This is a genomic window from Corallococcus caeni (assembly GCF_036245865.1).
Lineage (GTDB): Bacteria > Myxococcota > Myxococcia > Myxococcales > Myxococcaceae > Corallococcus > Corallococcus caeni.
The window spans coordinates 490834-511253 of sequence record NZ_BTTW01000007.1; the positions used below are offsets into that span (position 1 = coordinate 490834).

Below are 20420 nucleotides of genomic sequence, written 5' to 3' on the forward strand. Positions count from 1 at the left end.
CTCACCCGGCGACGTCGAAGCTGAAGATCTTCGACGGGTAGCCTACGAAGCCGTCGGCGTCCACCGCCAGCACCCGCCAGAACCATTTGCCCGCGCCCGGCGCCGCCGCGTCCACCGTGGGGTTCGCCGACTCCTGGACCCTCACGTCGCCCGTGAAGTCCGCCGTCGCCGCCAGCTCCACCCGGTACAGCTTCGCGCCCGGCACCGCCTTCCAGACGAGCGCGGGCGCCTTCGGGTACGTGCCGCCGCGCGGCCGCTCCAGCGCCGGGGCCGTGAGGAGCGCGCGGGGCGCTTCCGGCGCCTGGGCCGGCTTCGCCCGCGAACCGAAGCCCGCGCCCACGTCCACGGAGCCCTGCTCCGCGCCCAGGGCCACCTTGCCCTCCAGCGTCTCCACGCGGCTGGTGCCGTCCTCCTGCTGCGCCACGCGGAAGCGCGTGCCCCGCACGCCGGCCACCGCGCCGCGTGTGCGCACCTCGAAGGTGGACCCCGCGCCGCCCGGCGCCGCCTGCGTCTCCACCGTGCCCTTCACCAGGTCCAGCAGCACCTTGCGCTGGCGCTCGGCGGTGAGCTCCAGCGTGCCCAGGCGCACGGCGCTGTGGGGAGACAGGAACAGGTGGCTGCCGTCCGCCAGCGCCAGCTCCGCCCGGCCGGTGTCGCCCGTGGCCACGAGCTCGCCCGCGTACAGCGGGTCTCCCGCCACGCGCGGCTTCGGCTCCCCTTCGCCCAGGCTCGCCGACACCGGGCCGCTGGCCGTGCGCAGCCGCGCCACCGCGAGCGGCCCGGGGCGCTCCACGTACGCGAGCTGCAACTGGCCCGGCGTGTTGGCGTCGCCCGGGGGCGCCACGAAGGACACCCGCGTGCGGGGGATGCCGGCGCTCACCAGCACCTCCGCCGCGGCCTTCGCCACCGCCAGCCCCTGGCCGTCCAGCCGCTCCGCGTCCGGCAGCTTCGCGGCCACGGTGAGGCTCCGGATGGCGGGGCGCGCCTTCACCGCCTCCGCCACCTCGCGCAGGCAGGCCTCCGTCCGGGCCCCCTTCGCCTCCAGGGGGCGGCCCGTCGTGAGCCGCCCGTTGTCGAACGTCAGCCCGCCGCAGGCGCTGTCCGCCTCCGCCGCGAACCCCGTGACGGGCAAGGCCGACAGCAGCAGCGACAGCATCAGGCGGGCGCCTGCCTTCCTCACGGCGACACTCCTTCCGCCTGGCCGGCGGTCTTCACGATGTTGAACTCCACGCGGCGGTTGTTCTCCCGGCCCTTCGGCGTGTCGTTGGTGTCCACCGGCTTCGTCTCCCCGGAGCCCACCGCCTCCAGGCGCTCCGCGGCGATGCCGGTCTTCACCAGCCAGTCGCGCACGGTGTTCGCGCGGCGCTGCGACAGGTCCAGGTTCTTCGCGTCGTCGCCCTGGCTGTCGGTGTGGCCCTCCACGCGCACCCGCTCCAGCTCCGGGTGGGTGCGCAGGACGGCGGCCACCTGCGACAGCAGGGGGAACGACTTCGGCAGGATGACGTCCTTGCCCGTGGCGAAATACACCTTGTCGAGGATGACGATGCGCGAGCCCTCCAGGCGCACCTTCGACTCGCCCTTGTCCGGGCACCCGTCGTCGTCCTTCACGCCGTTGATGACCTCCGCCTCCAGCGGGCACGCGTCAGCCGCGTCCGCGATGCCGTCCTTGTCGTTGTCCGGGTCCGGGCAGCCGTCCTCGTCCTCGAACCCGTCCTGGTCCTCCGCCTCCGTGGGGCAGCGGTCCTCGGAGTCGGGGAGGCCGTCGCCGTCCGTGTCCACCGGGGCGGGCGGCAGGGTGAGCGCGGCCGGGGGCGTGGCGCTGTCCGTGGCGGGCTTCGCCTCCGGGACCGTGTCCGGGCAGCCGTCCTCGTCGCGCTCGCCGTTCACCGTCTCCGGCTCGGTGGGGCAGGTGTCGCTCACGTCGGGGATGCCGTCGTGGTCGTCATCCGGATCCAGGCAGCCGTCGTCGTCCTGGAAGCCGTCGAAGTCCTCGGGGCCCAGCGCGCAGGCGGGCGCACGCGCGGCGGCGGCCACCGGGGCCGAGGCACCGCCCGGCGTGTAGGCCAGCCCCGCGAGGACGCGGAAGGCGGGGGTGCCGTAGCCGCGCGTGAGGCCCGGTCCCGCGCCCACGTGCGCGGCGAAGCCCCGAGCGAAGCGGTACTTCACCGCGCCCAGCAACTCCAGGGGGAACTCCTCCTTGTCGGACTCCGACAGGCCCACCGCGCCCGCGAGCGTGGCCTGCGCGGACAGCGCCTGCGTGAGCGGCACCTCCGCGCCCACGCCGAACGCGAGCTCGTTGCCCACGTGCAGGTTGCGCAGGTCCTGCGCCTTGCGCAGGTTGACGCCCACGTTGGCGAGCAGCCGCAGCGACGGCGTGGCCCACTCGCCGGCCACGCGCGGCTGGAAGGTGGGCCCGTCCGCGCCCAGGAAGTGGTCACCGCCGCCGGTGGGCAGGGTGAAGGGCGCGAGCACCGCCAGGTTCAGCGCGCCCTTCGACAGGAGTGCCAGCTTGGGCACCACGCGCAGGTCGCCCAGGCCCGCCGTGCCCACGCCGTTCGCGAACTGCTCGGACACGGCGCTCGCGGACTGCGAGCCGGTGACCGTCAGCGGCAGCACCAGGCCCACCTCCAGCCGGTCGAAGAGGGACACCGCCCCCATCAGGTCCAGGGACACCTGCTGCTGCACGATGCGGTAGACGAACGTCTCCTCTCGCGGATCGAAGAAGTTGAGCGGCTGGTGCGCGTAGTTGAGCGACGCGCCCACGTTCCACGTCAGGTGCGGCGCGACGCGGGCGCTGTTGAGCCCGAGCACGTCATACGCGCCCGGCCCCGGCTTGTACTGCTGCACGTCGATGGCCTGCGACACCGACGCCTGGGCCTCCGCCCGCGACGCGGCGCCCAGCGACAGGCCCACCGCCACCGTCAACGCCACCCCCCGGCCCATGCCCCGGGCGGGGAGGGCCCGGCGGCGGCGCCCGAGCAACGGCACGGCCAGCAGGCCCAGCGCCAGCGGGAGCAGGCCCCCGGCGCCGCCCGTCGAGCAGCCCCGGCCCAGCACGGTGAAGTCGTCATCGGCGTCGAGCGGGTTGGTGCCGCCCTTCACCTCGACGCCGTCGGGGACGCCGCCCTCGTCGCTGTCCGCGCGGTTGGGGTCGGTCTCGTTGGCGTCGCGGGTGCCGTTGGCGTTGGTGTCCTCCTCGCCGTCCGAAAGGCCGTCGCCGTCCGTGTCGCGGGCCAGCGGGTCGGTGGGGTTCTGCCCGTGCACCTCGACGCCATCCATGAGGCCGTCCGCGTCCGTGTCGGCCTGGCGGCGGTCGGTCTCCGTGGCCTGGGTGATGCCGTCGTGGTTCACGTCTTCCTCGCCATCGCTGAGCCCGTCATTGTCGCTGTCGGTGTCCCGCGCGTCGATGAGCCCGTCGCCGTCGGTGTCGACCAGGCCATCGATGCCATCCGTCAGGCCATCGCCGTCCGTGTCGGCGTTGAACGGGTCGAGCCCCAGCTCCAGTTCGGTGGCGTTGTCCACGCCGTCGCCGTCCGCGTCCACGTCGTCGGCGGCGTCGAGCGGATTGGTTTCCCCGGAGTCCACCTTGCCGTTGTGGTTCTTGTCCTCGATGCCGTCCCAGACGCCGCCGTTGTCGGTGTCGGCCTTGAGCGGATCCGTGGTGGTGGCGGGGTCGGCGTCCGCGACGAAGTGGGCGGGGTCGGTGCCCGTGCCCTGGGGCGCGGTGAGGCCCAGCTCCAGGCCGTCGGTGAGGCCGTCGGCGTCGGAGTCCGCGCGGGTGGGGTCGGTCTCGGTGGCCTGGGTGACGCCGTCGTGGTTGGCGTCTTCGTTGCCGTCGAGCACGCCGTCGTCATCGGAGTCGTCGTCCAGCGGATCCGTGCGGCCGGAGTGGACCTCCACTCCGTCGGGGAGACCGTCGGCATCCGTGTCGGCGTTGCGCGGGTCGGTGCCGGCCTGGGCCTCCTCCGCGTCGGTGAGGCCGTCGTTGTCGGCGTCATCGGTCGCGGACCACGACCAGGTGGCGGGCGAGTCATCCACGTTGCCCGCCGCGTCGGTGGCGCGCACGGCGAGGGTGTGGGGACCGGGCGTCACCGTGAAGAGGGCCGGGTCCGAGCACGGCGTGAACGGGCCGTCATCCAGGCTGCACGCGTAGGTGACGCCGGTCTCGTCGGAGTCCAGGTCGAACGTGGCGGGGTTCGGCGCGTCGTTCGCGATGGGGCCGGAGCGGATGAACGTCTGCGGCGCGGCGGTGTCCACGGTCCACGTGAAGGCAGCGGGCGTGGGGTCCACGTTGCCGGCCGCGTCCACCGCGCGCACCTGGAGGGTGTACGTGCCGTCCGCGAGCGCCGTGCGCTCCTGGGGGCTGGTGCAGGGGACGAAGGCCCCCGTGTCGAAGCGGCACTCGAAGGTCGCGGTGGCGTCGTTGGAGGTGAACTCGAAGGAGGCCTCGCGACTGGAGGTGACGGCGGGGACGGACGCGGTGAGGACCGTGTCCGGCGCCACGAGGTCCACGCTGAAGGCGACGCTCGTGGCCTGACTGCTGTTGCCGGCCGCGTCCACCGACGTCACCGAGACGGTGTGCGCGCCGGTGTCCAGCACCGGGCCCGAGGTGAAGGTCCACGTGCCCGCTTCGGAGACCCCGGCGGTGCCCACGAAGACGCCATCCACCGTCACGCGCACGGTGGTGCCGGCCTCCGCGGTGCCGGCGTAGGACACCGCGCCCGTGTTGAAGAGGGCGCTATTGGCGGGCGAGGTGATGGCCGGGGCCTCGGGAGCGCCCAGGTCCACCGTCCACGCGTACTCAGCGGGGCTCGGGTCGACGTTGCCCGCCGCGTCCACGGCGCGCACGGCGAGGGTGTGCCCGCCCTCGGCGAGGGAGTCGAGCGTGAAGGGGCTGTCGCAGGAGGTGAAGGGCGCCGCGTCCACGCTGCACTCGTAGCGGATGCCGCCGCCGGTGGAGCTGAACTCGAACGTGGCGCTGGCGCTGTTCGAGGGCTGGGCGGGGCCCGACTCGATGGTGGTGTCCGGCGCGTCGGTGTCGATGAAGAAGGTGAGCGACACGGGCTCGCTGGTGTTGCCCGCCGCGTCCGTGGACGTGGCGCTCAGCGTGTGGGAGCCGTCCGCCAGCGTGGCCTGGACGGGGTAGCTCCACTCGCCCTGGTCGTTGACGAGGATGGGGCCCAGCGGCGCGCCGTTGTCGAGGACCAGGTACACGGTGCTGCCCGGCTCCGCGGTGCCGGTGATGACGGGCGAGGCGGAGGTGAGCACCTCGCCGCTCGTGGGCTGGAGGACGATGGGCGCGGCGGGCGGCGTGACGTCCACGGTCCAGGTGAAGCTGGCGGGCGTGGGGTCCACGTTGCCCGACGCATCGACGGCGGCGACGGTGAACGTGTGCGGGCCCGCGTCCAGGTCGGTCGCCGTGTACGGCGAGGCGCACGCCACGCTGATGGTGTCCAGGGTGCAGACGAAGCCCGCGACATCCGCGTCCGTGCCCTGGAAGGTGAACGTCGCGGACGTGCTGTTGCTCGCGACCGGAGGATGCGAGGTGATGACGGTGTCGGGCGACACCGAGTCCACGGTGAAGGTCAGCTGGGCCGCGTCGCTGACGTTGCCCGCCGCGTCGGCCGCGGTGGCGCTGACGGTGATGGGGCCCTGGGGCAGGTCGGTGGCCGGCGTGAAGCTCCAGGTGCCGGAGGCGTCCACGGTCAGCGGACCGAAGGTGTTCCCCCCGATGACGAGCGTCACCTGCGTGCCGAGGTCGGCGGTGCCGGTGATGGTCGGCCGCGCGGTGGTGACGGTCGCGTTCAGGGCCGGGGCGGTGAAGACCGGCGCGTCCGGCGCGGTGGTGTCCACCGTGAAGGTGGAGGTGGCGACGGGGCTGTTGTTGCCCGCGCCGTCCTGGGCGACGGCCGTGAGGGTGTGGCCGCCGTCCCCGAGCACGATGCCGGGCGTGAAGCTCCACTCGCCCGCGCCATTGGCGGTGACGGTGCCCAGCGACGTGCCATCCAGCGTCACCGTGACGCGGCTGCCGGGCTCGGCCGTGCCACTGTAGGTGACGGGGGACGCAGCCAGCGCCGCGCCGTTCGCGGGCGTGACGATGACCGGCGCGTCCGGCGGGGTGGCGTCGACGGTGAAGGACACCGTGCGCGCGGGGCTGGTGTTGCCCACCGCGTCGCGGGCCGTGACGGACACGGTATGGGAGCCATCCATGAGCGTGGAGGACGTGCAGGACCACGCGCCGGAGGCATCGGCGGTCGCGGTGCACAGCACGGTGGTGCCTTCACGCACCGTCACGATGCTGCCCGCTTCGGCCGTGCCCGTGATGGCGGGCGTCGAAGTGGCGACCGCCTGGCCGGACGTAGGGGCGGTGACGACGGGGGTCGCCGGGGCGGTGGTGTCCACGCTGAAGGGAACGGAGGTGCTGGCCGGGCCCGTGTTGCCCGCCGCGTCCCGAGCGGTCGCGGAGACGGTGTGCGCACCGTCCGCGAGCGTGGAGGACGTGCAGGACCACGCACCGGAGCTGTTCGCGGTCGCGGTGCACAGGACGGTGGTGCCCTCGCGAACGGTCACGGTGCTGTTGGCCTCCGCCGTACCGGACAGCGTCGGCGTCTGGGTGGCGACCGTCTGACCGGAAGTGGGCGAGGCAATGACCGGAGCCACGGGAGCGGTGCTGTCCACGGTGAAGGGAACGGACGTGCTCGCCGGGCCGGTGTTGCCCGCCACATCCCGAGCGGTCGCGGAGATGGTGTGCGTGCCATCCGTCAGCTGCGACGAGGTGCAGGACCACGCGCCGGAGCCGTTCGCGGTGGTGGTGCACAGGACGGTGGTGCCCTCACGAACGGTCACGGTGCTGTTGGCCTCCGCCGTACCGGACAGCGTCGGCGTCTGGGTCGCCACCATCTGCCCGGACGTGGGCGACGCGATGACCGGAGCCACGGGGGCAATGGAGTCGATGGTGAAGGGGACGGGCGTGCTGGCCGGACCCGCGTTGCCCGCCGCGTCGCGAGCCGTCGCGGAGATCGTGTGCGACCCCTGGGCGAGCGAAGACGACGTGCAGGACCATGCACCGGAGGCGTTGGCCGTCGCGGTACAGAGGACCGTGGTGCCCTCGCGCACGGTGACGGTGCTGTTCGCCTCCGCGGTGCCGGAGAGGACCGGCGTCTGGGTCGTCACAAGCTGACCGGACGTGGGCGCCGCGATGCCCGGAGCCGCCGGAGCCACCGTGTCGACGGTGAAGGGGACGGAGGTACTTGCAGGGCCCGTGTTGCCCGCCACATCCCGAGCCGTCGCGGAGATCGTGTGCGCCCCTTCCGCGAGCGTCGAGGACGCGCAGGTCCAGACACCGGAAGCATTGGCCGTCGTGGTGCACAGGATGGTGGTGCCCTCACGAACGGTGACGGTGCTGTTCGCTTCCGCCGAGCCGCTGAGCGTCGGCGTCTGCGTGGCGACCACCTGGCCGGGCGTGGGCGAAGCGATGAGCGGAGCCGCCGGAGCGGTGGTGTCCACACTGAAGGGGACGGAGGTGCTGGCCGGTCCCGTGTTGCCCGCCGCGTCCCGAGCCGTCGCGGAAACCGTGTGGGCACCGTCCGCGAGCGTGGAGGACGTGCAGGACCACGCGCCGGAGGCATTCGCCGTCGTGGTGCACAACACCGTCGTGCCTTCGCGCACCGTCACGGTGCTGTTGGCCTCCGCCGTACCGGACAGCGTCGGCGTCTGGGTGGTCAAGGTCTGGTTGGCCGTGGGCGCGGTGACGACTGGCGCCGCCGGGGCGGTGGCATCCACGGTGAAGGGGACGGAGGTGCTCGCCGGGCCGGTGTTGCCCGCCGCGTCCCGAGCGGTCGCGGAAATCGTGTGGGCACCGTCCGCGAGCGTGGAGGACGTGCAGGACCACGCGCCGGAGGCATTCGCCGTCGCGGTGCAGAGCACGGTGGTGCCCTCACGCACGGTCACGGTGCTGTTCGCCTCCGCCGTGCCAGACAGCGTCGGCGTCCGGGTGGCCACGAGCTGCCCGGGCGTGGGCGACGCGATGACCGGAGCCGCCGGCGCCACGGAGTCCACCGTGAAGGGGACGGACGTGCTCGCCGGACCGGTGTTGCCCGCGGCATCCCGAGCCGTCGCGGAGATGGTGTGCGCACCTTCGGAGAGCGTCGCGGACGTGCAGGACCAGGCACCGGAAGCATTGGCCGTCGTGGTGCACACCACCGTCGTGCCCTCACGGACGGTCACGGTGCTGTTGGCCTCCGCCGTACCGGACAGGACCGGCGTCTGCGTGGCCACGGTCTGACCCGAAGTCGGCGACGTGATGACCGGAGCCACCGGCGCCACCGAGTCCACCGTGAAGGGAACGGAGGCGCTGGCCGGGCCGGTGTTGCCCGCCGCGTCCCGAGCGGTCGCGGAGATCGTGTGCGCCCCCTGCGCGAGCGAAGACGACGTGCAGGACCAGGCACCGGAGGCATTGGCCGTCGCGGTGCACAACACCGTCGTGCCCTCGCGCACGGTGACGGTGCTGTTCGCCTCCGCCGTGCCGGAGAGGACCGGCGTCTGGGTCGTCACAAGCTGACCGGACGTGGGCGCCGTGACGACCGGTGCCACGGGGGCCACCGTGTCCACGGTGAAGGAGGTCGTGCTCGCCGGGCCCGTGTTGCCCGCGGCGTCGGTGGCGGTGACGGTGGCCGTCTGGGCACCCTGGCCCAGCGCCGTACCGGAAGTGCAGGACCACGCGCCGGAGGCATTCGCCGTCGCGGTGCAGACCGTGACGCCCCCGACGACGACGTTGACGGTGCTGCCCGCTTCCGCGAAGCCGCTGAACGTGGGCGTCGTGCTGCTCACCGCCGAGCCGCTCGTGGGCGCGACGATGACCGGCGCCGCCGGAGCCGTCACGTCCACCACGAACGTGCGCCCGCCGGAAGCGGGGCCGGTGTTGCCCGCTGCATCCTGCGCCGTCGCCGTCACCGTGTGCGAACCGGAGGGCAGCGTCACGCCGGACGCGCAGCTCCAGGCGCCCGTCGCGGCGTTGGCCGTGGTGGTGCAAAGGACGGTGGCGCCCTCGCGCACCGTGACGGTGCTGCCCGCCTCCGCCGTGCCCGTGAACGTCGGAGTCGCCGTGTTGAGCTGCGCGTTCTGTGCGGGCGTGGAGATGACCGGCGCCACCGGCGCCGTCGCGTCCACGCTGAATGCCACGGACGTCGTCGGGCTGAGGTTGCCGCTGGGGTCCGCCGCCTGCGCGGTCACGGTGTGCGCGCCATCCGCGAGCTGCACGGTGGAGGCGCAGCTCCAGGCGCCGGACGCGCTCACCGTGGCGGTGCACAGCACCGTGGTGCCCTCGCGCACGGTGACGGTGTTGCCCGCTTCCCCCGTGCCGCTGAAGGTGGGCGTGCGCGTCGTCAGCGTGGCGTTGGCCGCGGGCGCCGTCACGGCCGGCGCGGGCGGACCGCCCACCGGCGTCGTCGTGGGACCGGTCCCCACCGGCGGCGAGGACGGGAAGGACGTCTCCGGCGCGCCCTGCTGCCCGGTGCTGCGCACGACGGCCTGGTTGTCGATGCTCCCCGTGGCCCCCACGTTGATGGTCACCCGGAAGACGAGCGTCGTGCTCTCTCCGATGTTGATGACGCCGCCCTGCGTGGCGTTGGCGCCCGTGCCCAGGCGCACCGTGAGCCGGCGGTTCGCGGCGTCGTAGTCGCCCTGGTCGTCCCCCGTCGCGTCGGTCTTCGCGCCGGTGTTGGCGCCCGCCGTCACCCGCAGCGTGCCCGGCACGTAGGTGACGTTGGTGGGCAGCGTGTCCGTGAGCACCGTGAGGATGCCCGAGTCATCGCCCGTGTTCGTCGTCTGAACGGTGTACTCCAGCACGTCACCGCCGCGCAGGCTGCCGTCCGGACGCGGCGACACGGCCGCCACGCTCTTCACCGTCTGGATGAAGTCCGGCTTCTGCGTGGAGATGGACGTGATGAACGCGCCCAGCAGGTACTGGTCCGCCGTGGAGGTGGCGGACACCGTCGCGGACGTCTGGCCCGCGGAGACGCGCGCGGTGATGTCCACGACGTCCAGGTCCATGCCTTCGAGCGTGGCCGGCGTGCCCGCGAAGCGCGGCAGGTCCCCGGCGTTGCTCTGCGCCACACCCAGCCGGCTGCGCGTGCCGTTGAAGAAGTTGTTCGCCGGGTTCTGCGCGTCCGACAGGGCCACGCCGTTGAAGTTCAGCGCGTCGCCCGAGTAGACGTTCTCCCCCTCGTAGGCGATGACGCCCAGCTTCGCCGAGTAGCCGGAGGCCGGCACCAGGAAGCCGGACAGCGTGGCCGTCGCGCTCACGCCGTTGCTCACGATGTCCAGCCCATCGAAGAGGGTGAGGTTGCGCAGGGGCTCGCTGGCCAGCCGGTAGAAGACGACCATCGCCCAGCCGGAGTAGGGGAAGGTGTCGCTGACGTTGCGGAAGTCCAACACGTCCGCGCCGGAGAGCAGGTAGGCGCCCGTGCCGTACTGCTGCACCAGCGCCGTCACGTCCGCCGTGGACTGGTAGGCGTAGTTGCTGCCGTTCGTGTAGCCCTTGCTGGAGTCCGCGGTGATGGCCGTGGAGAACGTGCCCACCCGCGCCAGCGTCACGGACGTCCCCGGGGACATGGTGCCCGTGCGGCTCGCCACCGAGCGCACCGCACCCCAGTACAGCCGCGCGTACGTCACCACCGCCCCCGACGGCAGCGCGAGCACCGCCTGGCTCTTCGCGCTGCCCGGCGCCACCGACGTGTCCGCGGACGCCGTGGTGCCGTCGGTCGTCCAGTGCACGTCCGCCGCCTGGTCGTCGATGTTGGTGCCGCAGGCGCCGACCGTGCCCACCAGCGGCGCCGGCGTCCCCGCGCGGCACTCCTGCGACAGCGTGTTGCCGAACAGCACGAAGTCGCCCCGCTGATCCATCTGGTAGCGCAGCGACGGCGCGGCGGAGGCCCCCAGCGGAAGCAGCGCCAGCAACACCAGACACGTCAGCTTCCAGGCCAGCGTGGAGGGGGCGGCGTCCCGGAACCAGGCGAAGGAGGAATCGTCGGAGGTGGGGTCCATGGGGGGCTCTTCAGTACGGCGGCGGCGAGGGGCAGCGGGGCAGGCGACCTCCCAAGAGCAAGTCGAAGGCCAGCCTGAGCAGATGGTCGAAACTGAATTCTTCCGGGGGCTTGGAATGAAGGCCCCGGCCATGCGGTGCGCCTTGTCCTGTTTGCGGATCCAGTTTCCGGAATCCGGATCCGCTGTCACCCAAGTCCCGGCGCGTTACCGCTCAAGGCATGAGGCGACGCGCGCTTTCCTGGCGTGGAGCCTCCAGCAACTGCGACACGTGCACCGCCAGGTCTGGCAGCGGCTGGGGCTTGCTCAGCACCAGGTCCACGCCCAGGGCCTGCGCGCGCGAACCCAGGTCCGGCGTCGCGAACGCCGTCAGCAGCACCATGCGTGTGTCCGGAGAGGCCTCGCGCAACCGCTCCGCGATGATGAGCCCCTCCTCGGACTGCGTGCCGCTCAGGCGCAGGTCGCTGATGACCAGGTCGTACCGGCCGTGCTTCACGCGCTCCAGCGCCTCGTCCAGGTCCGTGGCCGAGTCGACCTCGTACCCCGCGCTGGAGAAGAAGCGGCCCAGGACCCAGCACAGGACCGTTTCGTCATCGATGATCAGCAGGTTCCGGGGCACTCGGGGAGGCATGAGCAAGCCTGGGGCCAGGACTCGGGAATAAAGCGCGGAGACGTCTTTACGGCCGTTTGGCCTGGCCGGAGAGCGTCCCTGGCGGGAGCTTGTCCAGCTTGCGGATCCATTTTCCGGAATCCGGACCGGAACCTGGAACGCCGCGCGCCTGGCTTCCTAGCGCATCGGGATGGGCTGGGGCCGGTCCTCGTTGGCCGCGGCGGGGATGAGCGCGGACAGGTGGAGGATGAGCACCGGCATCAGCTGCGGTTTGGGCAGCAGCTTCGTGATGCCGCTCGCCCACGCCGAGTGCCGCACCTCGTCCAGGGGCAGCGCCGTCATCAGCAGGAGGGGGATGTGCGAGTCGTGCAGGCGCAGGTCGCGCGCGAAGCGCAGGCCCTCCTCCATGCCGGGCCGGCCGAAGGGATGGTCGATGAGGACCGCGTCGAACAGGTGGGTGTCCAGCAGGCTCCGCGCCTGCCCATCCGTGCGAGCGGTGAGGACGGTGAAGCCCGCGGCCGTCAGGTGACGCGCCGTCGCCCCACGAACCGGGGGCTTCGAATCGAGGAGGAGGATTTTACCGAGCATGCACAACAACAGTGCAGCGGTTGTGCCACGCGCGGTGTCATCCGCCAGTCCCAGTCATTGCAAGGGATTGGCGGGCGAGGTGGGAGGGCCCATTCCAGTTCCTGGACCGCGCTCCGGAATCTGGAATCCAGCTCACTCAAAGGCCGCTGCGCCGCCGCGCGGCGTCCTCGAGGTAGGCGCGCACGACGGGCATGAGCGGCAGCCGCAGCGCGGTCTCCACGTCGAGCCACCGGGCCCACACCACTTCGCGCTGGTCGAGCACGAGCCGGGGCTCGCTGTCGAGCTCCAGCTCGACGAAGTGGCACCGGTCGCGCTTGAACTCATCCGTGTGGTGCAGCTCGCACACGGCGCGCAGCCGCGAGGCCGGCACATGCAGCCCCACCTCCTCGCGCAGCTCCCGTGCGCCCGTCTCCTCCGGGGACTCGCCGCGATGCCGGCCGCCTCCCGGCAGGGAGAAGGCCTGCTTGTAGGAGTTCTGCAGCAGCAGCACCTCGCGGCCCCGCCACACCCCCACGAGCGTGCCCTCCGTGCGCGGTCGGCGCACGAACCACCAGGCGAGCGCCAGGTGGTAGGCGCCGCGATAGGCCACGCGCACGAAGGGGTCGATCGGGGTGCTCATGGGGGGAGGCTACCCCGGTACGAACGCTCGGATGTTGATGCTCTGGGGGATGAGCGAGGGGACGAGGTAGGGGTAGGGCTCGTAGCGAGTCGCGTTGCGCTGACCGATGACGCCGCCGATGTCCTCGCCAAAGCCCTTCACCGGCCTCCGTCCTGGGCCACCAGCTCGGCGGCCCATGCCTGGAGCGCGGCGTCCCCGGCCACGGCGGCGTTGTCCGGGTCGTGGACGCCCACGTAGGCGCGCACCCACTGCTCGATGGCGCCCCAGACGAGCCGCGCGTCCTCGCGGTAGGGGTAGTCCAGGTCCGGATCCATCACCCCGCGCTGCTCCAGCGCACGCGGCAGCATGCCCTGGGTGAAGTCGTAGTCCGGGTCGTCCAGCAGCGAGGCCACGGTGACGGCGCGGCTGGATTGGATGGTGCCGCCCAGCAGCATGTCCACATCGCCGCCGGGGGGCGATGAGCTTCGCCTGCGCGGCGTTGTTGATGTACAGCGTGCCCTCGAAGTGGGGCCGCAGCAGCACGCTCACGGTGTGAGCCGGACCGCGCGGGTCCTGCGTTTCAAGCTACCAGGCGGGACAGGCGTATCCACGTGGGCCGCAGGCGTTGCGCTCCATGCAGTACCCACCATCGTTCGTCCGCCACGCGAACGCCATGGGCAGGCCCGGGCCACAGTCGACATACGGTCCGCTCACCGGACAGTCATTGGGGCCGTCGCAGTCGCCCTCGGAGTACTCCGCAGCCGAGTGCGTCGGCGCCTCGCTCTCTTCGCTGGAAGGTGCCTCCATTCCGCCACAGCCGGAGAGGGCCACCGCCCCCGCCACCAGCAGACACGTCCACGACTGCTTCACCTGGGAAAAGACTGCGCGCATGGGGTTCTCCTTGGGAGCCGCGACATGGGGGACTCCCATCCAGCCAAGGATCACGCAAGCCATGAGGAAAACGCAAAGGCCCCCAGACCCTGGCTGTTGCCCTCGCGAAAGGTCGTCCACATGTCGAAGTGGCTTGCGGTCACGCTGGGTGTTGTTGTGGGGATCGGCACGATGGTTCCCGCGTTCGCTATGGCCGTCGAGCCGGAATCGGCGCCGGCCAACCATCCAGGCCCCTGCTATCTGTCGCTGGTTTGTGAAAACGGCATGACGGTGAGCTGTTCGGGCCAGTTCGCGTGTGATTACCGGACGGACGCTCCGGGGAGCCCCGGCTGGGTTCGGTGTGACGGCGCGGGCTATTCCTGCGGCGGGGACAGCTGGTAGCACCGCCAGCGCGCGGTTCCAGCAGTACGCGAGCCCCCGGGTGCCTTGCTGGCACCACGGGGACCGGTCCACGTCACATTTTCGCCGCTTGAGCTGGGAGCAGGGTCGTCATGGACGCGAAGGCGTATCGCTGGCTCGTCAATGAGTTGGACAAGTGGCGGGTCCCCGTCGAACTTGATGCGCTCCGCAAGCGGGGACCGGAGGTGTTCGACGCCCTGGTGGAGATTCTCGAACAGCGCCAGCTCTCCACCCGGCAGCGAGCGAATGCGCTCTGGGCGCTGAGCGAGTTGAGCCTGAAGCGGGGAGCCCTCCTGGAGCGAAGCACCGTCCTGGCGCGGCTCGCGAAGGCCCACGTCGTCGGCGACCAGCAGGACTTGCGCGAGGTCGCGGCCCGGGTGCTGGTGTTCCAGTTCTTCCAACAGGAGGGCTACGCGGCCCTGCGGCCGCTGTTGAGCGCCGAGGAGTTGGGGGCCCTGTTGAAGCGCGCCGAGGCGTTGGGCCTGAGCGACGAGGTTCGCGACCAGGTCTGGCATTCCTTCCGATCCAGCGAGCGACGGCGTCTCAGCGAATGAGCCCACCCACCGTGCATCGGTAGCCCCAGCCCCTTCAGGCGGACGCCAAATGGAGGGATGTCGGCCAGGGCCCAAACCAGCAGCGGGGTCAGGGGTTGGGGCGGGACATGAACAGGCTCAAGCCGAGCCGTGGGGCCAGGAACCGCGCGACGAGCTGCCCCTTGATGCTGTTCCCCGCCGGGTCGAGCAGCGGGGCGAAGGTGCCCAACGCGCCCTTTCCCGGCGCGACGGCGACGATGCCGCCGCCAATGCCACTCTTTCCCGGGGCCCCCACGTCGTAGAGCCAGTCCCCGGAGGTCTCATACATCCCCGCCGTGGCCATCACCGCGAGCGTGTGATGACAGACCTCCTCGTCGACGACGCGCGCCCCCGTGAGCGGGTTGACGCCTCCGTCCGCCAGCGTCGCCCCCATCACGGCGAGCTCCCTGGCGGTCACCGCCAATGAACACTGGCGGGTGTAGAGCTCCGTCGTCAGGACCGGATCCGCTTCCAGACGGCCCAGGCCGTGCAACAGGAAGGCGAGCCCCTGGTTGCGGTGGTGGGTCTCTCTCGCGGAGGCATACACCTCTTCGTCGAGCGCGAGCCGGTGTCCGGCGAAGCGCGACAGCCCCTCATGGATGAACCGCCACCGGGCCTCGGGGCTGCTGCCTGGAACAAGGCTCGTGGTCGCCAGCGCCCCTGAGTTCACCATCGGGTTCGTCCGTCCATCCGGGCTCTGGTCGATGGCCATGGCCGAATTGAACGGCAGGCCCGTGCCATTGACCCCCAGCTTGCGCCGGGCCACTTCCGGCCCCAGGGCCTGACAGACGAGGGCGAAGACGAACGGCTTGGAGACGCTCATGATGGAGAAGGGATGGTCCACGTCCCCGGCCCCATGGCTGCCGCCGTTGATGCCCACCACGCACGCGCCGAAGAGCCGGGGATCCACCCTCGCCAGGGCAGGGTAGACCTGGGAGCACTGCCCCTCCGTGTTCCCCTGGTGGCGTTGGTAGGCCTCGTCCACCCACGCCTGGACCTGCTCCGCGGAGGGGAGCTGTCCAGTGGAGATGAAGGGGGGCTCGGCTGTCGTGTCCATGCGTGACGGCCTCGGCGTCCAGGAGCGGAGGAAGCGGCGCTTCCTGCCTGGAAGGTCCGTCGCGTTCCAAGGGATGTCAATGTCACACATGTGCACGGGCCTGGACCTGCACGTCTGTCCATTCATGGGGTCCGGTGCGGCACAGCGGATGCGACCGTGGGACCGGTTACCTCGGTCCCGCTCACTCCGCGCGCTTGCGGCGCCGTGACATGATGCGGCTCAGGGCCACCTCCGTGATGCCGAGGTAGGCCGCCACGTCGCGCTGGGGAATCCTCCCCTTCAGGTGGGGATGCTCCTCCCAGAACTTCACCAGGCGTTCCTCCGCGGACAGCTCCAGGAACTCCTGCTCGCGGCGCTCCTTGAGGATGAAGTGCTGCTCCGCCACCCGGCGCGCCAGCCGCTCCCAGCACACGTGGCCCCGCTCCAGCGCCTGGAAGTCCTGCGTCTGGAACACCAGCACGTGGCTCGGCTCGAGCGCTTCAATCGCTGTCATCGACGGCAGCCGCTGCAACATCTCCGCATAGGCGCCAATCAGCTCTCCCTCGGCGCGGAAGGCCTTGATGGACTCGCCCCCGCGCGGCGACACGCGCACGCCCCGGAAGACGCCCCGCAGTACCACCGCGAACCGGTCCGCTGCGTCTCCCGGCCGCAGGAAGAGCTCCCGCTTCGCGAGCGACTGCTCCTTCGCCACGGCCTCGGCCTTCACCCACTCCTCGGGAGGAAGCGGGGCCAGGGTGGCGAGGCGCTCGTAGAGCTTGGGGAATCTCACGTCGCGGGGACCGGGGCTTGACCTGGGTTAAGGCGGAGGCGGCTTGGAGAAACATATACCGGGGGCATGTCCCTCAACGTCTATGCCGTGGCCACGCCCTTCGTCATTGCCCTGGCCCTGGCGGAGTTCGCCTGGTGCGTGGCGCGGCGCAACGGCTACTACAGCTTCCAGGACTCCATCGCGAGCATGGGCACGGCGGTGATGAACCAGTGCGTCAACGTCGCGGTGGCCCTGCTGGTGCTGCCCCTCTTCACACAGCTGGGCCAGTACGCACCGTGGCGGCTGGACGCCTCGTCGCCGCTGTCACTGGTGGCGCTCTTCCTGGGCGTCGACTTCCTCTTCTACTGGTTCCACCGCTTCGGGCACCGCACCAACATCGGCTGGGCAGCCCACTCGCCGCATCACTCCACCGAGGAGCTCAACTACGCGGTGGCCTTGCGCGCGAGCGTGACGCAGCGCCTCTTCTCCTTCCTCTTCTACTGGCCGCTGGTGCTGGTGGGCTTCCCGCCGGAGGCGGTGCTGGCGATGGTGGCCTTCCACCTGGTGCTCCAGTTCATCCCCCACACGCGTGTCATCCCCAAGCTCCCCAGGTGGGTGGAGTCGTGGCTGAACACGCCGTCGCACCACCGCGTGCACCACGCGCGCAACGACGCGTACATCGACAAGAACTACGCGGGCTTCCTCATCATCTGGGACCGGATGTTCGGCACCTACGCGGAGGAGACCGAGCCGTGCTCCTACGGGCTGACGACCCCGGCGAACACCTGGGACCCGACGGCCATCAACTTCCAGGCGTGGGCCCGGCTGGCCGCGGACGCCGTCGCCACGAAGCGCCCGTGGGACAAGCTGCGCATCTGGGTGATGCCCACGGGCTGGCGGCCCGCGGACCTCCCTCCGCGCGCGCTGGGGTACTGGAAGCAGGACGGCGCGGAGGTGAAGTACCACTCCCGGGAGCTGCCCGGCGTCCGTGGGTACCTCGTCTTCCAGTTGTTCGCGGCGATGCCCTTCATGCTCCTGGTGAGCCACCATGCCTCACCGCTGTCGGGCTGGCAGAAGGTCGCGTTGAGCCTGCTGCTCTGGGTGATGGCGACCGCCTGGAGCGGGATGCTGGAGTCGAAGGGGTGGAGCGAGCCGCTGGAGCTCGCGCGGGTGCTCGCCATGGGCGTGGCGGTGACGCTGTGGCTGGTCTGGGCCAGCGCGCCCCAGGCGTGGAGCGCGCTCACGGCGTCGTGGCTGATGGTCTCGCTGGTCTGGCTGCGGGTGGCGCGCGGTGGCGCCGGCCGGAGGTCCCTGCCGACGTCCTTCCCGGGCTGACGACGGGTGCCTGTCCGTGGCACCGCGAGTACGTGAAACATGCTGTATCAGGGCTGATACAGAATTCCGGCAAGGTATTTATCACCATCCTCTCGTGTTTCTCTCGACTTCTTGGTAATCGAGGCCGCGAAAAGGAGCCGGAAGAATGCACACCCTGAACAAGCTCTCGGTCGCGGTGGTGTTGGGTCTGTTGCTCGGCGGCTGCGGAGCCACGGACCTGGGCGGAGAAGACGTCACCCGTCAGCTCGAGCAGGACTTCGGTGGCCCGAGCGGCCTCATGGACTTCTTCGACAGCCACACGGAGGAGGAGATCCGGGAGGCGCTGACGCCCTACGGCGTCGGGTACGTGGCCCACGGGAACGTCACCGCGCAGCTGATCAGCGACTGCCCGAAGTTCTTCCCGTCGACGGACCGGAGCAAGTGGCACAGCTTCGACGGCGAGTACTACTACATCGACAGCGTGGGCCGTCCGAACCGTGCGTACAAGGATCTGCCGAAGATCACCGCCGCGCCGCGCGTCGACTCCTGTCAGACGAACGTGGGCCAGTGGGGGGACGCGGAGAACCCCAGCAACGACTACGACGGCGGACACATGATCGGCTCACAGCTCGGGGGCTGGGGCGGCCGGGCGAACCTTGTGCCGCAGGATGCCAACTTCAACCGTGGCAACTGGCTGCAGCTTGAAAACAAGATGGCCAACTGCGCGAGCCTGCCGATTGGCCGGTTGCGCTACGCCATCGGCGCGAACTATCCGAACTCCACCGCGCTCATCCCCAACACCCTGACGATGGAGATCACCAACCAGTCCACGGGGAGCGCCGTGTCGATGTCCTTCTCGAACGTGGACTACGGCGGCTCGAACGGCACGAACGAGCGGACCCGTGGCGTGAACTGGCTGACGAGCCAGGGCTGCAACTGACGAAGGCCGCCGGGTGCCATCCCGGCCGTCTTCTGGACAGCCGCTACATCCCGGGGCAGATGTAGGTGCACCGATGGCCTCCCGTCCGCCCCCAGCGCGCACCTCCACCGTCCGGACGCAGAAGACGAAGCAGCTCTCCTCCGGCGCCCGGCGCGTCGTGGCGAAGCGCTCCGGCCCGGGCTGGGGTCGCTGGGCGCTCGGCGGCTGGCTGCTGCTCGCCCTCTGGCTCGGGGTGGAGTTCGCGCGGATGCCGGACGTGAGCCTCCTGCGCACGCAGAACCCGCGCACCACCGCGCTCATGTCGCAGCGAGCCGAGGAGGCGCTCGAGGCAGGCAGGAAGCCCCGCGCGCGCCAGGCCTGGGTGTCGCTTGGCGCGGTGGCCCCGCACGCCGTGGACGCCGTGTTGATCTCCGAGGACGCGCGCTTCTACCGGCACGAGGGCGTGGACTGGACCGAGGTGGAGAACGCCTTCGAGCAGTCGGTGCGCGAGGCGCGCCTGGGGCGCGGCGCCTCCACCCTCACGCAGCAGCTGGCGAAGAACCTCTACCTCTCCACGGACCGCAGCCTGCTGCGCAAGGGCAAGGAGTTGCTGCTCGCGCGCCAGCTGGAGACCCACCTGTCCAAGCAGCGCATCCTCGCGCTGTACCTGAACGTCGTGGAGTGGGGTGAGGGCGTCTACGGCATCGAGGCTGCGGCGCGCGAGCACTTCGGCGTCTCGGCGCGGGCGCTCAGCGTGGCGCAGGGCGCGATGCTCGCGGCCATGCTGCCGGCCCCGCGCCGCTGGCTGCCGGCCCAGCGGCCCGAGACCCTGCGCACCCGCGCTGGCGTCATCGTCGGGAGGCTGGAGCGCGAGGGCCGCATCAGCGGGGCGCAGGCCCGCGAGGCCAACGCCGAACTCTCACGCTTCTTTGGCGAACCGCCCGCGCCCGGCTTCGTGGCGGAGGCCGGCGCCGCGCTGCCCGCAGGGAGCTGAACCCTTCCCAGGGCTTCCGCGGAAGCGGTTGCACGAAAAGCACGACCGTTCTATGAATAGGTCATGCGCAAGGGCGAGCTCACCCATCAGACCATCCTGGAGACGGCCGTCCGGCTGGCGAGCCGGGTGGGGCTGCAGGGGCTGAGCATCGGGGGGCTGGCGGAGGAGCTGGGCCTTTCCAAGAGCGGGCTGTTCGCGCACTTCAAGTCCAAGACGGAGCTTCAGGTGCAGGTCCTGGAGGCGGCCACCGTCGTCTTCACCGAGCGCGTCGTCCGCCCGGCGCTGGGCAAGGCCCGCGGCGAGCCCCGGGTGCGGGCGCTCTTCGATGGCTGGCTCACGTGGGACCGGGACAAGGTGCTCGAGGGCGGCTGCATCTTCGTGGCGGCGGCGGCGGAGCTGGACGACGCGCCCGGGCCCGCGCGGGACACGCTGGTGCAGAGCCAGCGGGACTGGCTGGACTGCCTGGCCCAGGCCGCGCGCATCGCCGTGACGGAAGGACACTTCCGCGAGGCGCTGGACGTGGAGCAGTTCGCCCATGACCAGTACGCGGTGATGCTGGGCTTCCACCACGCGCAGCGGTTGATGCGAGACCCCCAGGCCGAGGCGCGAGCCCGCCGGGCCTTCGAAGCGCTCGTCACCGCCGCGCGCACCCCCACTTCCTGACCTTGTCGTTGCCGTGTCCTTCGAGGA

At 71.3% G+C, this 20420-nt stretch carries 15 protein-coding genes; 5 read left to right on the forward strand and 10 right to left on the reverse strand.

From position 1 onward, the window contains the following. Position 1 precedes the first annotated feature (1 nt). The 8 genes from AABA78_RS28910 to AABA78_RS28945 form a co-directional block, all read right to left on the reverse strand. A complete protein-coding gene (locus AABA78_RS28910; RefSeq protein ID WP_338267897.1) occupies positions 2-1180 on the reverse strand; it encodes a FecR family protein in 1179 nt (392 codons plus the stop codon). Continuing rightward, complete coding sequence (locus AABA78_RS28915; RefSeq protein ID WP_338267899.1) at positions 1177-11043, reverse strand: Ig-like domain-containing protein; 9867 nt, start codon at positions 11041-11043, stop codon at positions 1177-1179. The genes AABA78_RS28910 and AABA78_RS28915 overlap by 4 nt, the downstream gene beginning before the upstream one ends. A gap of 211 nt (positions 11044-11254) precedes the next feature. Then, positions 11255-11671, reverse strand: coding sequence for a response regulator (locus tag AABA78_RS28920; protein ID WP_338267901.1), 417 nt, complete (start codon positions 11669-11671; stop codon positions 11255-11257). A gap of 156 nt (positions 11672-11827) precedes the next feature. After that, positions 11828-12238: a response regulator transcription factor gene (locus tag AABA78_RS28925; protein ID WP_338267903.1), complete on the reverse strand. Its 411-nt coding sequence runs from the start codon at positions 12236-12238 to the stop codon at positions 11828-11830. A gap of 136 nt (positions 12239-12374) precedes the next feature. Continuing rightward, a complete protein-coding gene (locus AABA78_RS28930; RefSeq protein WP_338267906.1) occupies positions 12375-12857 on the reverse strand; it encodes an NUDIX hydrolase in 483 nt (160 codons plus the stop codon). A gap of 9 nt (positions 12858-12866) precedes the next feature. After that, positions 12867-12998, reverse strand: a complete 132-nt coding sequence (locus AABA78_RS28935; RefSeq protein WP_338267909.1) for a hypothetical protein — start codon at positions 12996-12998, stop codon at positions 12867-12869. Further along, a complete protein-coding gene (locus AABA78_RS28940; RefSeq protein WP_338267911.1) occupies positions 12995-13291 on the reverse strand; it encodes a lipoxygenase family protein in 297 nt (98 codons plus the stop codon). Before AABA78_RS28940 ends, AABA78_RS28935 begins: the two co-directional genes overlap by 4 nt. A 130-nt stretch (positions 13292-13421) precedes the next feature. Continuing rightward, a complete protein-coding gene (locus AABA78_RS28945) occupies positions 13422-13727 on the reverse strand; it encodes a hypothetical protein (RefSeq protein ID WP_338267912.1) in 306 nt (101 codons plus the stop codon). Positions 13728-14218: 491 nt separating this feature from the next. On the opposite strand from AABA78_RS28945, the gene AABA78_RS28950 reads away from it, so the two are divergent. Further along, positions 14219-14680: a hypothetical protein gene (locus tag AABA78_RS28950; RefSeq protein ID WP_338267914.1), complete on the forward strand. Its 462-nt coding sequence runs from the start codon at positions 14219-14221 to the stop codon at positions 14678-14680. An 88-nt stretch (positions 14681-14768) separates the two neighbouring features. Here the strand turns inward: AABA78_RS28950 and glsA are convergent, their stop codons facing one another. Both glsA and AABA78_RS28960 read right to left on the reverse strand, forming a co-directional pair. Continuing rightward, complete coding sequence (gene glsA, locus AABA78_RS28955) at positions 14769-15755, reverse strand: glutaminase A (RefSeq protein ID WP_338267916.1); 987 nt, start codon at positions 15753-15755, stop codon at positions 14769-14771. A gap of 181 nt (positions 15756-15936) precedes the next feature. After that, entirely contained in the window at positions 15937-16524 is a 588-nt protein-coding gene (locus AABA78_RS28960; protein WP_171412305.1) for a cyclic nucleotide-binding domain-containing protein, read from the reverse strand. A gap of 66 nt (positions 16525-16590) precedes the next feature. Between AABA78_RS28960 and AABA78_RS28965 the strand changes: the two genes are divergently transcribed. The 4 genes from AABA78_RS28965 (at position 16591) to AABA78_RS28980 (ending at position 20393) form a co-directional block, all read left to right on the forward strand. Next, entirely contained in the window at positions 16591-17838 is a 1248-nt protein-coding gene (locus AABA78_RS28965; protein ID WP_338267919.1) for a sterol desaturase family protein, read from the forward strand. A gap of 145 nt (positions 17839-17983) precedes the next feature. Continuing rightward, entirely contained in the window at positions 17984-18757 is a 774-nt protein-coding gene (locus tag AABA78_RS28970; protein ID WP_338267921.1) for a DNA/RNA non-specific endonuclease, read from the forward strand. Positions 18758-18830: 73 nt separating this feature from the next. Then, positions 18831-19730, forward strand: a complete 900-nt coding sequence (mtgA, locus tag AABA78_RS28975) for a monofunctional biosynthetic peptidoglycan transglycosylase (RefSeq protein ID WP_338267924.1) — start codon at positions 18831-18833, stop codon at positions 19728-19730. Between the two features lie 63 nt (positions 19731-19793). Then, positions 19794-20393 (forward strand): TetR/AcrR family transcriptional regulator, encoded by a 600-nt coding sequence (locus AABA78_RS28980; RefSeq protein WP_338267926.1) that lies wholly within the window; start codon positions 19794-19796, stop codon positions 20391-20393. Positions 20394-20420: the final 27 nt, after the last annotated feature.